Origin of the sequence: Pseudomonas sp. HR96 (assembly GCF_034059295.1) — a bacterium.
Taxonomy (GTDB): Bacteria; Pseudomonadota; Gammaproteobacteria; order Pseudomonadales; family Pseudomonadaceae; genus Aquipseudomonas.
Genome location: NZ_CP139141.1, coordinates 3,258,151 through 3,270,389, shown reverse-complemented (window position 1 = coordinate 3,270,389; position 12,239 = coordinate 3,258,151). Strand labels below are relative to the sequence as shown.

Genomic DNA, 12,239 nt, shown 5'->3' with positions numbered 1-12,239 from the left:
CATGACCATGCGTTCACTGGACTCCCAGGCGTCCCACAGCATTGCCAGCCTGCAGCAGGCCCTGCGCGCCGGCGACTTGACCAGCGAAAGCCTGGTGACGGCGCAGCTGGCGCGTATCGAGCGCTTCAATGCGCAGCTCAACGCCTATGTCGAGGCCTACCACGAGCGCGCCCTGGCGGCGGCGCAGGCGGCCGATCGGCAGCGTCGGGCAGGCATCGACCTGGGCCCGCTGCACGGCATTCCCGTGGCCATCAAGGACCTTTTCGAGATCGAGCAGCAGCGCATCACCGGCGGCTCGCGAGCGCTGCCCGCGCGCCGGTCGCAGATCACCGCCACCGCCGTCGGGCGCTTGCAACGCGCCGGCGCGATAATCATGGGCAAGACCCACACGGTGGAATTCGCCTTCGGCGGCTGGGGCACCAACGCCGTCATGGGCACGCCCTGGAACCCCTGGGATCGCGAGGTGCATCGTGCGCCCGGCGGCTCCAGCAGCGGTTCGGCGGTAGCCGTCGCCTGCGGCCTGGCCAGCGCCGCGCTCGGCACCGACACCGGTGGCTCGGTGCGCATCCCGGCCGGATTGTGCGGGCTGGTGGGGCTCAAGACCACGCGCGGGCTGATCAGCCGGCATGGCTTGATCGAGCTGTGCCCGACCCTGGACACCGTCGGGCCGTTGACCCACACCGTCGAGGACGCCGCGTGGATGCTCGACGCGATGCTCGGTGCCGACCCGCTGGACCCGGCCTCGGCGCGCGCGCCACAATTCAGCGCCGCCGCCGGGCTGCGCCTGCCGGTGGCCGGCCTGCGCCTGTGGGTGCTGCCGCAAACCGAGCGGGTGAACATCGCCGACGACGTTCTGGCGGTCTATGACCGCACCCTGCAAGGCCTCGAGGCGCTGGGTCTGCAACTGGTCGAGCAGCCTTTGCCGGTGCCGCTGGAGCACTGCATGCGCGTGGCCGGTGGGCTGATGAGCGCCGAGGGCTACGCCAGCCTGGGCAGCCTGTTCGAGCGCGACGACCTGCAGTTCGACCCGCATGTTCGCCGCCGGGTGCTGGCGGGCCGGGCCATCGATGCGCGCGACTACATCGATCTGCATCGCCAGCGGCGCAGTGCCCGGGCGGCCATGGCCCAGGCCATGCTCAACGTCGACGCTTGCGTGTTCCCGACCAACGCGGTGGGCAGTGTGCCGCTGGCCGAGGTCGACGAGTACGGCACGCCGCTGGCACTGCTCGGGCGTTTCGCCAACCTGCTCGACCTGTGCTCGGTGGCCTTGCCCGCAGGCTTCGACGGGCAGGGCATGCCGGTGTCGGTGCAAATCGTCGGCCGAGCCTTTGCCGAACCGCTGATCCTGCGCATTGGCCAGGCCTGGCAGCAGGCCAGCGACTGGCACCAGCGCACCCCCCGGGGCTGGGATCTGCCGCGTCCGGAGGTGGCTTGATGCAGGTCATCGTCATCGGCGCAGGCATCGTCGGCCTGAGCAGTGCCTGGTATCTGCACGAGGCTGGCTACCAGGTCACGGTGGTCGACCAGGCCGGCGGCCCGGGGCGGGGCGCGGTCGGCGGCAATGGCGCGCAGTTGAGCTACAGCTACGTGCAGCCGCTGGCCGATCCCGGCCTGTTGGGCGCTTTGCCGAAGATGCTGCTGGACCGCCAGGGCCCGCTCAAATTCAAGCCGCAATGGAGCCTGCAACAGTGGCGCTGGTGCATAGCTTTTCTGGCCGCCTGCCGCCGCTCGGTGTCGCGCCAGACCACGCTGGAGCTGCTGACCCTGGCCGAGGAAAGCCGCGCGGCCCTCGAAATTTTTCTCGCGCAACATCCGCTCGCTTGTGACTTCAGTCGCACCGGCAAGCTGGTGCTGTACCCAGACGCCGGCAGTCTGCAGGCTGGCGAGGCGCAACTGCAGTTGCAGGCCAGCGCCGGCTCGCGCCAGCAGGTGCTCGGCGTGGCCGAGACGCTGGCCGTCGAGCCGGCGCTGAGCGGCTATCGCAAGCAGTTTCATGCAGCCATCCACACCCCCGGCGAATGCGCGGTGGATGGCCTCAAACTGTGCACGCAACTGGCCAGCCTGCTGGCTCAGCGCGGCGTGCAGTTTCGCTACCACCAGGCGGTGGAGGGCTTCGACGTAGGCGGCGAGCGAGTGCGCAGGGTCCGCGTAACCGGTGGCGAGCCGCTGCCCTGCGATGCGCTGGTCGTTGCTGCGGGTGCCCACAGCACCGCGCTGTTGGCGCCACTGGGGGTGCGTCTGCCGGTCTATCCACTCAAGGGCTACAGCATCACCGTGCCGGTCAGCGAAGGACCCGCAGCGCCGACCGTGAGCATTACCGACCTGCGGCGCAAGACGGTCTTCGCGCGCATCGGGGAGCGCTTGCGTGTAGCCGGCATGGTTGAACTGGCGGCCCTGGACAGCTCGATACCGCAGGCGCGGATCCGCCAACTGCAGGCGTCGACCGAGGCCTTGTTCGGTCCCGGCCGGGACCTGCACGACTGCCAGCCCTGGACAGGCTGGCGCCCGGCGACGCCGACCGGAAGGCCGATACTGGCTGCACTCGGCGCGCGCAATCTGTACTTCAACGGCGGCCACGGCGCCTTGGGGCTGACCTTGGCGTTCGGCAGCGCGCGGCGTTTGCTGGGGTTGCTGGAGGGTGATTTTGCGGGTGGGGGGAAGGGGGGAGGGGGATAAGACGGGAGGTCCAATATGGCCACCACCGGCCGCCCGCGCGGCCGGTGGCGGCCCTGACTGAGTCCAGAGCCGGCCACCCCCTTACCAGCGACCGTCCCCGCGCCCATGCTCATAACCGCGGTCATACCCACGATCATAGCCCCGGTCATACCCGCCATGGCCACCGTAGAACCGCGGTGGAGGTGGTGGGGCGTAGTGGCGGTAGCCGTAGGCAGGGCCGACCGGCACATAGGCCACTTGCTGGTACTGCGGTGCATAGCGTGGCTGGTATTGCGGGCGGTAGTGGTGGTCGTGGCCCGAATCGCTGATGACAGTGGCGAGCACGGCACCCACGGCTGCCCCGGCGATGACGGGCACTATCACGTCGCGCTGGTCGGCCGATGCTGCGCCTGCAGCGACCAGGCAACCGGACAGGATCAAGGCTTGGGTCATCTTGGAAATCATGGTGTCTCCTCAGGCGAGATGTTTGGGTTCGCCATGGACCTATGAAACGCCTTTGCCGTGTAAAGCGCTGTCTAGGTTCGGTAAAGATTGGGTAAATCGCAGCCGAGTGAAATCCGGCAGGCAATTGCCGCGCGCAGGCGATAAGGTAGGGCGCGGCACCCCTCAATCACTTTGCTGGAGACAGACATGAGCGACTCTTTGTACGACATCCCCCTCAAGCAGATCGACGGCACCTCGGCCACGCTCGGCCAGTTCAAGGGCAAGGTCCTGCTGGTGGTCAATGTGGCCTCCAAGTGTGGCCTGACCCCGCAATACGAAGGCCTCGAAAAGCTCTACCAGAGCAAGCATGCCGAGGGCCTGGAAGTGCTCGGCTTTCCGGCCAACAACTTCAAGGAACAGGAGCCGGGCAGCGATGCCGAGATCCAGTCGTTCTGCTCGACCCAGTACGACGTGCATTTCCCACTGTTCGCGAAAATCTCCGTAGCGGGCGCCGACAAGCACCCGCTGTACACCGAGCTGACCGGTGCCCAGCCTGCCGCCACCGGTGACGGGCCGTTCCGCGAACGCCTCAAGGGCTACGGCGTCGAGAGCAAGGACCCCAGCGAAGTGCTGTGGAACTTCGAGAAGTTCCTGATAGGCCGCGACGGCCAGGTCATCGGCCGCTTCGCCCCGGATGTGGCGGCGGATGACCCGCGCCTGACGGCGGCGATCGAGCAGGCGTTGCAGGCAGCCTGATCCGCTAAGGTTGAACGTCTGACCGGCCTTGCTGCCCCGAACGGCGCCAAGGTCGGTTTTTTTATGCTTGACAGGTATCATCACTTCCTTAAATATTACGACCATAATATTATCTAGGTTCAGGTCCATGCCTACCGCCCGAGACCCGCTGCATGACCTTTACCAGGTCAACGTCAACCTGCTGGTGGTATTCGCGGTGCTGATGCAGGAGCGCAACGTCACTTCCAGCGCGGCGCGCCTGGCGGTGAGTCAGCCGGCGGTGAGCAATGCCTTGCGCAAGCTGCGCCAGACCTTCGACGATCCGCTGTTCGTCTGGGTCAAGCCGCAGATGCGCCCGACGCCTCGGGCGCGGCAGTTGGCGCGGTCGATCATGCCGGCATTGCAGGAGTTGGCGGCCTCCTACCCGGCCTGAGCGCAGTCGCGTCCGGGACGCGCTTCGCGTAGAAGTATTATGACCAACATTTGATAGGGGCTGGCCGTACTGGCCAACGGGTTCTTGTTGCTGGAATATTCAGGGGAATATCGTGAGCGAAATCAACAGAAGCTGGTTTGCCGGGGTGGGGCTGCTGTGTCTGCCGGCGCTGGTGCCGCAGGCCATGGCCGAGGGTGCGGCGCCGTTGCCCGAAGTCTCCGTGAGTGCACCGTTGCAGCAGCAACTGGACACTCGGCTGGGGTTTCTTGGGCAGTTCTCGGCGGTGGACCGGGTCGAGCTGCGCGCCCAGGTCGGCGGCACGCTGACCGAGATCCACTTCACCGACGGCCAACGGGTGAAAAAGGGCGCGCTGCTGTTCAGCATCGACCCGGAGCCGTACCAGATCCGCCTCGACCAGGGCACCGCGCAACTGCAGCAGGCCGAGGCGCGCCTGGCCTATGCCAAAAGCGAAGCCAAACGCGCCGCAGACCTGGCCAGCAACAATGCCGGTTCGGTACAGAACATGGAGCAGCGCAAGGCCGACATGCTCGGCGCGCAAGCTGAGGTCGCGGCCGCCAAGGCGTTGATTCACGATGCGCAATTCGACCTTGATCACTGCCGCATCTACGCGCCCATCACCGGCCTGATCGGCAACCACCAGGTTTCGGTGGGCAACCTGGTTTCCGGCAGCCGCGCCGCCCAGGCGCCCACCACACTGCTGGCCACCATCGTTTCCCAGGACCCGGTCTACCTCGATTTCGACATGAGCGAAAGCGACTACCGGCAATACCAGAGCTACAAGCGCCAGGGCGGCGTGGAGCGCGCCGAAGCGGTGCAGATCGCCCCAGGTGGCGGCGAAGACTACAGCGCCCAGGGGCGCCTGGAGTTCATCGACAACGCGCTCGATCGCGCTAGCGGCACCTTGCATGCACGGGCCACCGTGGCCAACGCCGATGGCGCGCTCACCCCGGGCGAGTTCGGCCGGGTGCGGGTGATCGTGGCGCCGGCGGCGCCGAAGTTGCTGGTGCCGGATGCTGCGGTGCTCCCCGATCAGTCGCGCTTCATCGTCCTGACGGTCGGCGCCGACGACGTGGTCAAGCCCCGGCAAGTGCAGATTGGCGACCTGCGCCAGGGGCTGCGGGTGATCACCTCGGGCCTGGCGGCCGATGATCGCGTGGTCATCGGCGGGCTGCCGTTCGCCGCGCCGGGCTCCAAGGTCAATCCCCAGCCGGGGCAGATCAGCCTCGACCGCGACCTGGCGAAGGAATAACGCCATGCGCATCGCTCATTTCTTCATCGACCGCCCACGCTTTGCCGTGGTAGTCAGCTGCTTTCTGACCTTGATCGGCCTCGGCGCGCTGTTCGTCATTCCGGTGGCGCAGTACCCGGAAATCGTTCCGCCGACGGTGCAGGTGGTCACCAGCTACCCGGGGGCCTCGGCGGACACCATTGCCAAGACCGTGGCCACGCCGTTGGAGCAGCAGATCAACGGCGTCGAGGACATGCTCTACATGAGCAGCCAGTCCACCGGCGACGGCAAGCTGACCATCACCGTGACGTTCCGCATCGGCACCGATCTCAACGTCGCCCAGAACCTCACCCAGAATCGCGTGCAGAATGCGCTGCCGCGCCTGCCCGACGATGTCCAGCGGCTCGGCGTGCAAGTGCGCAAGTCGACGCCGAGCATTCTCCTCGCGGTGCACCTGTATTCGGATGACAGCAGCAAGGACACCCTGTACCTGTCCAACTACGCCACCCTGCACATCAAGGATGTGCTGGCGCGCATTAATGGCGTCGGCGACGTGCAGTTCCAGGGCGGGCGCGAGTACGCCATGCGCATCTGGCTGGACCCGGACAAGGTCGCCGCCCGCGACCTCAGCGCCAGTGAGGTGCTGCAGGTGCTGCGCCAGCAGAACCTGCAGGTGTCGGCCGGCGTGCTCAACCAGCCGCCAGCGGCCAGTGCGGCGGGCTACCAGATCAACATCGAGGCGTTGGGCCGCTTGAGCTCGCCCCGGGAGTTCGAGCAGATCGTGCTCAAGTCCGATGGCCAAGGCCATGTCACCCGCCTGGGCGACGTCGGCCACGTCGAGGTCGGCGCGGCGGACTACGGCTCCACGGCCTTCATGGACCGCCAGGACGCCGCCGTGCTGTTGATCTATGCCCAGCCGGGGGCCAACTCGCTGGCGGTTGAGCACGACGTGCTCGCCGGCATGGAGCAACTCAAGAGTCAATTCCCAGCCGGCGTCGCCTACAAGATCATCTACGACCCGACCATCTTCATCGGCAAGTCGGTGCACGAGGTGATCACCACCATCGTCGAGGCCATCGTCCTGGTCGTCCTGGTGGTGTTCCTGTTCCTGCAGAACTGGCGGGCGACGATCATTCCGGTGGTGGCGATTCCCATCTCGTTGCTTGGCGCGTTCAGCGTGCTCTACCTGTGCGGGATCTCCATCAACAACCTGTCGCTGTTCGGCCTGGTGCTGGCGGTGGGTATCGTGGTGGACGATGCGATCGTCGTGGTGGAGAACATCGAGCGCAACATCCATAACGGCATGAGCCCGGCAGAGGCGGCGCACTTCACCATGGACGAAGTCGGCGGCGCCCTGTTGTCGATCGCCCTGACGCTGTGCGCCGTGTTCGTGCCAGCGGCGTTTCTCAGCGGCATATCCGGGCTGTTCTTCAAACAGTTCGCAATCACCATCGCCGCCTCGACGGTCATTTCCTGCGTGGTCTCGCTGACCTTGAGTCCAGCGCTGTGCGCCGTGCTGTTCAAGCCCCACGTGCCACACCAGGCCGGGCGCGGGGGCTGGTCGCGGCGCCTGCTGGACGCCTCCTTCGGCCGCTTCAACCGCGGCTTCGACAGGCTCTCGCATGGCTATGGCCATCTCACCCGGCGCCTGGCCCAGGGGCTGGCGCTGGTGATGCTGGTGTATGTCGGGCTGATCGGCCTGACCGGCTGGCAATTTCATCGAGCGCCCACCGCGTTCATTCCCGAGCAGGACCAGGGCTACCTGATCACCATCGTGCAGTTGCCGCCGGGCGCCTCGCTCGATCGCACCGAGAAGGTCGTCAAGCAGGTCATCGAGATTGCCCTGGCGACGCCTGGCATCGAGCACATCGCGCCGTTCGTGGGCCTGGACGCCACCACCTCGACCGTGGCCTCCAACGCCGGCACGGTGTTCACCGGCCTGCCGTCGCTGTACAGCCACGACATGCCGGGGCTCACCGCGCAGTCGGTGCTGGCCGACCTGCGCAAGCGCCTGTCGGTGATCAAGGATGCCTACGTATTGAGCATCGCACCACCTCCGGTGCAAGGCCTGGGCAGCTCCGGGGGCTTCAAGCTGATGCTCGAGGACCGCGCCGGGCTGGGCTCCAAGGCCCTCGCCGAGGCAGCCAACAAGCTGGTCGCGGCAGCACGCCAGGATCCGCAGTTCGTCGGCATGTTCACCCTGTTCAACGCCGGCTCGCCGTCGATCTTCGCCGACATCGACCGGGTCAAGGCAGAGAAGGTCGGACTGCGTCCGACCGATATTTTCTCCACCTTGCAGGTGTACCTGGGCTCGCAGTACATCAACGACTTCAACTACCTGGGGCGCACCTATCAGGTCATTGCCCAGGCCGACGCGCGCTTTCGCGGCGAGCCTGCGGACATCACCCGGCTCAAGGTGCGCAACGACGCCGGCTTGATGGTGCCGGTCGGTTCGGTCGCCGACATCCAGCGCACCACCATCCCGTACCGGGTGCCACGCTACAACCTTTATCCTTCGGCTGAAGTGCAGGGCGCCGCCGCTCCTGGCGTGGCCACTGGCACGGCGCTGCTGAAGATGGAGGCGCTGGCGCAGCAGGTGCTGCAGCAAGGCATCGGCTTCGAGTGGACGGAACTGGCCTACCAGCAACAGGAAAAGGGTACGCCAACGCTGCTGGTGTTCGGTGCCGCAGCGCTGTTCGTGTTCCTCGTGCTGGTGGCGCAGTACGAGAGCTGGCGCCTGCCGCTGGCGATCATCCTGATCGTGCCGATGTGCATCCTCGCGGCGGTCAGCGGCCTGCTGGTGCGCGGCATGGCGGTGGACATCCTGGCGCAGATCGGCTTCATCGTGCTCATCGGCCTGGCGGCGAAAAACGCCATCCTCATCGTCGAGTTCGCCAAGCAGAAACAGGACGAAGGGGTGTCGGCGGTGGACGCCGCCGTGCACGCCGCGCGGACCCGCCTGCGGCCGATCCTGATGACCTCGCTGGCCTTCGTACTGGGCGTCGCACCCCTGACCGTGGCCACCGGCGCCGGTGCCGAGATGCGCCAGTCGCTGGGCACCGCGGTGTTCTTCGGCATGCTCGGGGTGACGGGCTTCGGCCTGCTGTTCACCCCGGCGTTCTATATCTTCATTCGCAAGTATTTTCATGGGAGGCGCTGAGATGGCGATGCACCTGATTGCAACCAACCGGGCTGCCCTGCGCCCCCGCGCGGCGCTGAGCAGCCTGGCCTTGGCGCTGCTTCTGGCCGGCTGCAGCGTCGGCCCGGACTACCAGCCGCCCACCACCCAGCTGGCGCCATTTCACAACCTCGACGCGGCGCCCGGCACTGCGCTGGCCGGGCCCGACCTGGCGGTCTGGTGGCGGCGCTTCGACGACCCGCTGTTGAGCCGTCTGGTCGAGCAGGCCTTGCAGCAGAACCTCGACCTCGCGGCCTCGCTGGCGCGGGTCGAGCAGGCGCGCGCGGTGGCCCAGGCCGCCGGCGCGCAGTTGTACCCGACCGTGGACTTCGACGGCTCGGCGACCCGCGAGCGGCAGAGCCTGCAAAGCCCGTTCGGCGCGCTGGCGCGCAATCAGCCCGGTTATCAGCGCAACCAGAAAGAGTTCACCGCCGGCGCCGTGGCCAGCTGGGAGCTGGACCTGGCCGGCGGCCTGCGCCGCGGTCGCGAGGCGGCCGGTGCCGAAGAGCAGGCGGCGCAAGCGCAACACCTGGGCACGCGCATCAGCGTGGTCGCCGAGGTGGTCGACGCCTACGTCCAGGTGCGTGGCTACCAGGCACGCCTGGCGGTCGCGAACGATCAGATCGACACCGACCAGCACCTGCTCGACCTGGTGCAACTGCGTCGCCGCTTCGGCGACGTCGACGAGCGCGAGGTGGCCCAGGCCGAAGGCTTGCTCAAACAGGCGCGCTCGACCGTACCGTCGCTGCGCATCGGCCTGGCGGCCCAGCTCAACCGGCTCGATGTGCTGGTTGGCCAGCAACCGGGCACCTCGGCGGCTACGCTCTGGACCGCGCAGCTGATCCCGGCGGTGCCGGCACTGCAGGACAGCATCACGCCGACCGAGGTCTTGCGCCGGCGCCCGGACATCATCGCCGCCGAGCGTGAATTGCAAGCCGCCGACGCCCGCATCGGCGAGGCGCTGGCCGACTATTACCCGAAGGTGTCGTTGTCCGGCGCGCTGGGCTTTGACAGCGTGACCGGCCGGCACACCTTTACCAGCGACTCGTTCCAGCCGTCGATTGCCGGGCTGGTGCGCTGGCGCCTGTTCGACTTCGGCAAGATCGATGCCGAGGTCAAACAGGCCAAGGGGGCCAATGCCGAGGCCCTGGCGCAGTATCGCCAGGCAGTGCTCAAGGCTGCCGAGGATGTCGAGAATGCGCTGGTGACGCTGGCCCAGACCCAGGCCCGACGCGACGAGCTGGCAGGCGAGGTGCAGTCGTTGTCGCGGGCCCGCGACCTGTCGGAAGTGGCCTACAAGTCCGGCGCCATCCCGCTGACCGACGTGCTCAACGCCAACCGCGAGCTGCTGTTCGCCCGCGATGCCCTGAGCACTACCCAGGCTGAAACGGCGCAAGCTGCGGTGAGCCTGTTCAGGTCCATCGGCGGCGGTTGGGATGCGGGGGGCAGCGCGGCGCGGTTATGACCCAGGCCTGCGCCGGGCCGTGACTTCACTGCGCGGGTTCGGGCCAGGCAGCCTTGACCCGTTGCATGAAGGCGCTGCCGGCGTCGCCACCCGCGCGGCCGATCAACACTGCGCCGGCAGCCATCGCCAGCGCTTGCGCGGCTTGCTCCTGGCGGCCTGCCGCCGTGTCGGCAGTGCTCAGTTGCGCCAGCATGCCGAGCATCCGCTGAATGCCGCGATTGAACGCCGCTTCGATCTCGCCGCCGAGCCGCGATGCGTCGGCCGCCAAGGTCGGTATCGGGCAGGGGTCAGCGGTGGTGCAATGCTCGGCATCGATATAGCCACGCATCACGGTGGCCAGGTCCGGCGCCGTCAGCCAGCGGTCAGTGGTGCAGCGAAACATCTGCTCGATGGCCAGCGCCGTGAGCTCCTCTTTGCCGCCGGGAAACTGCGAGTAGAAGCTGCCATGGGTCAAGCCGACCGAACGGCACAGATCGGCCAGGCCGATGCCAGCCACACCATGCTGGCGGTACAGGCGCGCGGCGGCATCGATGACGCTCTGTCGGTTGCGCAGCGCTTGCTCTTTGTTGACTTTCATAGTTGTTCCCTGTGCCGTAGGTGGGCAAGAATCATCTATGAATATTATAGGCATAATCTAAAGCAGTCGCGCACGTCGAACGGTGCTCAATGATGCGGTGCTGCCCTCGCCAGCTTCGCCGGCTTTGCCAACCTTGGCGACCGCAGATGACGTGGGAGGGGGCCGGTCCGGCGCTCCGGAAGCCCCCGAGAGGCCGCAGGCCGGTTTGATTATGGCTTGACAGGGGAAATGCGTCGCCGTCCTCGCCAGCTTTGTCGGTTCCTACAGGACCGCCTTGGTGCATGGCGGTCTGTCGTCGAACATCAAGAGCGGTCGCGGTGATGCCATTGAATGCATAAAAATCGAAACAAACGTGGGAGCGCGCGAAGCCCGCGATAGGCCGCGCGGGCGGCCGGTGGTGGCCATATTGGACATTTCGGCGGGCGCCAGGAAGATCAAACCGGCCTGGCGGCCTCTCGGGGCTTTGCCCCTCCCACGTCTGTCCTGAGATTCAATCATGGCCACTACCGGCCGCCCGCGCGGCCTATCGCGGGCTTCGCGCGCTCCCACATTTGTTTCGGGCGTATGCATGCAGATGCATCACCTATGACCGCCTTGGTGTTTGGCGGTCTATCGTCGAAGATCCAAAGCGCTCATAGGCGATGCCATTGAATGCATAAAAATCGAAACAAACGTGGGAGCGCGCGAAGCCCGCGATAGGCCGCGCGGGCGGCCGGTGGTGGCCATATTGGACATTTCGGCGGGCGCCAGGAAGATCAAACCGGCCTGGCGGCCTCTCGGGGCTTTGCCCCTCCCACGTCTGTCCTGAGATTCAATCATGGCCACTACCGGCCGCCCGCGCGGCCTATCGCGGGCTTCGCGCGCTCCCACATTTGTTTTGGGCGTATGCATCCAGATGCATCACCTATGACCGCCTTGGTGTTTGGCGGTCTATCGTCGAAGATCCAAAGCGCTCATAGGCGATGCCATTGAATGCATAAAAATCGAAACAAACGTGGGAGCGCGCGAAGCCCGCGATAGGCCGCGCGGGCGGCCGGTGGTGGCCATATTGGACATTTCGGCGGGCGCCAGGAAGATCAAACCGGCCTGGCGGCCTCTCGGGGCTTTGCCCCTCCCACGTCTGTCCTGAGATTCAATCATGGCCACTACCGGCCGCCCGCGCGGCCTATCGCGGGCTTCGCGCGCTCCCACATTTGTTTCGGGCGTATGCATCCAGATGCATCACCTATGACCGCCTTGGTGTTTGGCGGTCTATCGTCGAAGATCCAAAGCGCTCATAGGCGATGCCATTGAATGCATAAAAATCGAAACAAACGTGGGAGCGCGCGAAGCCCGCGATAGGCCGCGCGGGCGGCCGGTGGTGGCCATATTGGACATTTCGGCGGGCGCCAGGAAGATCAAACCGGCCTGGCGGCCTCTCGGGGCTTTGCCCCTCCCACGTCTGTCCTGAAATTCAATCACGACCACCACCGGCCGCCCGCGCGGCCTATCGCCAGCTACGCC

The 12,239-nt window shown here is 66.5% G+C and carries 9 protein-coding genes; 7 read left to right on the top strand and 2 right to left on the bottom strand.

Annotated features, from left to right (window positions below):
* The first annotated feature begins 1 nt into the window (after nucleotide 1).
* Both SFA35_RS14630 and SFA35_RS14625 read left to right on the top strand, forming a co-directional pair.
* Nucleotides 2-1,435, top strand: coding sequence for an amidase (locus SFA35_RS14630; protein ID WP_320571258.1), 1,434 nt, complete (start codon nucleotides 2-4; stop codon nucleotides 1,433-1,435).
* The gene (locus SFA35_RS14625; protein ID WP_320571257.1) at nucleotides 1,435-2,676 is read left to right on the top strand and encodes a D-amino acid dehydrogenase; all 1,242 of its coding nucleotides are present in this window, start codon (nucleotides 1,435-1,437) and stop codon (nucleotides 2,674-2,676) included. The genes SFA35_RS14630 and SFA35_RS14625 overlap by 1 nt, the downstream gene beginning before the upstream one ends.
* Nucleotides 2,677-2,757: 81 nt before the next feature.
* Here SFA35_RS14625 and SFA35_RS14620 read toward each other — a convergent pair whose 3' ends face one another.
* Nucleotides 2,758-3,120 (bottom strand): hypothetical protein, encoded by a 363-nt coding sequence (locus SFA35_RS14620; protein ID WP_320571256.1) that lies wholly within the window; start codon nucleotides 3,118-3,120, stop codon nucleotides 2,758-2,760.
* A gap of 186 nt (nucleotides 3,121-3,306) precedes the next feature.
* On the opposite strand from SFA35_RS14620, the gene SFA35_RS14615 reads away from it, so the two are divergent.
* The 5 genes from SFA35_RS14615 to SFA35_RS14595 all read left to right on the top strand — a co-directional run bounded on the left by SFA35_RS14615 (nucleotide 3,307) and on the right by SFA35_RS14595 (nucleotide 10,159).
* The gene (locus tag SFA35_RS14615; RefSeq protein WP_320571255.1) at nucleotides 3,307-3,855 is read left to right on the top strand and encodes a glutathione peroxidase; all 549 of its coding nucleotides are present in this window, start codon (nucleotides 3,307-3,309) and stop codon (nucleotides 3,853-3,855) included.
* Nucleotides 3,856-3,982: 127 nt separating this feature from the next.
* Nucleotides 3,983-4,267 (top strand): LysR family transcriptional regulator, encoded by a 285-nt coding sequence (locus SFA35_RS14610; protein ID WP_320571254.1) that lies wholly within the window; start codon nucleotides 3,983-3,985, stop codon nucleotides 4,265-4,267.
* A 112-nt stretch (nucleotides 4,268-4,379) separates the two neighbouring features.
* Nucleotides 4,380-5,537 carry an efflux RND transporter periplasmic adaptor subunit gene (locus tag SFA35_RS14605; protein WP_320571253.1) on the top strand — a complete coding sequence of 386 codons (1,158 nt, stop codon included), beginning with the start codon at nucleotides 4,380-4,382 and terminating at the stop codon, nucleotides 5,535-5,537.
* A 4-nt stretch (nucleotides 5,538-5,541) separates the two neighbouring features.
* The gene (locus SFA35_RS14600) at nucleotides 5,542-8,676 is read left to right on the top strand and encodes a multidrug efflux RND transporter permease subunit (protein ID WP_320571252.1); all 3,135 of its coding nucleotides are present in this window, start codon (nucleotides 5,542-5,544) and stop codon (nucleotides 8,674-8,676) included.
* A 7-nt stretch (nucleotides 8,677-8,683) separates the two neighbouring features.
* Nucleotides 8,684-10,159 carry an efflux transporter outer membrane subunit gene (locus SFA35_RS14595; RefSeq protein ID WP_320571251.1) on the top strand — a complete coding sequence of 492 codons (1,476 nt, stop codon included), beginning with the start codon at nucleotides 8,684-8,686 and terminating at the stop codon, nucleotides 10,157-10,159.
* Between the two features lie 25 nt (nucleotides 10,160-10,184).
* Here the strand turns inward: SFA35_RS14595 and SFA35_RS14590 are convergent, their stop codons facing one another.
* Nucleotides 10,185-10,736 (bottom strand): TetR/AcrR family transcriptional regulator, encoded by a 552-nt coding sequence (locus SFA35_RS14590; RefSeq protein ID WP_320571250.1) that lies wholly within the window; start codon nucleotides 10,734-10,736, stop codon nucleotides 10,185-10,187.
* Nucleotides 10,737-12,239 lie beyond the last annotated feature (1,503 nt).

Bases quoted from the DNA above. Each gene is read 5' to 3' on its own strand.
- SFA35_RS14630 (WP_320571258.1), top strand. From the start codon at position 2: ATGACCATGCGTTCACTGGACTCCCAGGCGTCCCACAGCATTGCCAGC.
- SFA35_RS14625 (WP_320571257.1), top strand. From the start codon at position 1,435: ATGCAGGTCATCGTCATCGGCGCAGGCATCGTCGGCCTGAGCAGTGCC.
- SFA35_RS14620 (WP_320571256.1), bottom strand. From the start codon at position 3,120: ATGATTTCCAAGATGACCCAAGCCTTGATCCTGTCCGGTTGCCTGGTC.
- SFA35_RS14615 (WP_320571255.1), top strand. From the start codon at position 3,307: ATGAGCGACTCTTTGTACGACATCCCCCTCAAGCAGATCGACGGCACC.
- SFA35_RS14610 (WP_320571254.1), top strand. From the start codon at position 3,983: ATGCCTACCGCCCGAGACCCGCTGCATGACCTTTACCAGGTCAACGTC.
- SFA35_RS14600 (WP_320571252.1), top strand. From the start codon at position 5,542: ATGCGCATCGCTCATTTCTTCATCGACCGCCCACGCTTTGCCGTGGTA.
- SFA35_RS14595 (WP_320571251.1), top strand. From the start codon at position 8,684: ATGCACCTGATTGCAACCAACCGGGCTGCCCTGCGCCCCCGCGCGGCG.
- SFA35_RS14590 (WP_320571250.1), bottom strand. From the start codon at position 10,736: ATGAAAGTCAACAAAGAGCAAGCGCTGCGCAACCGACAGAGCGTCATC.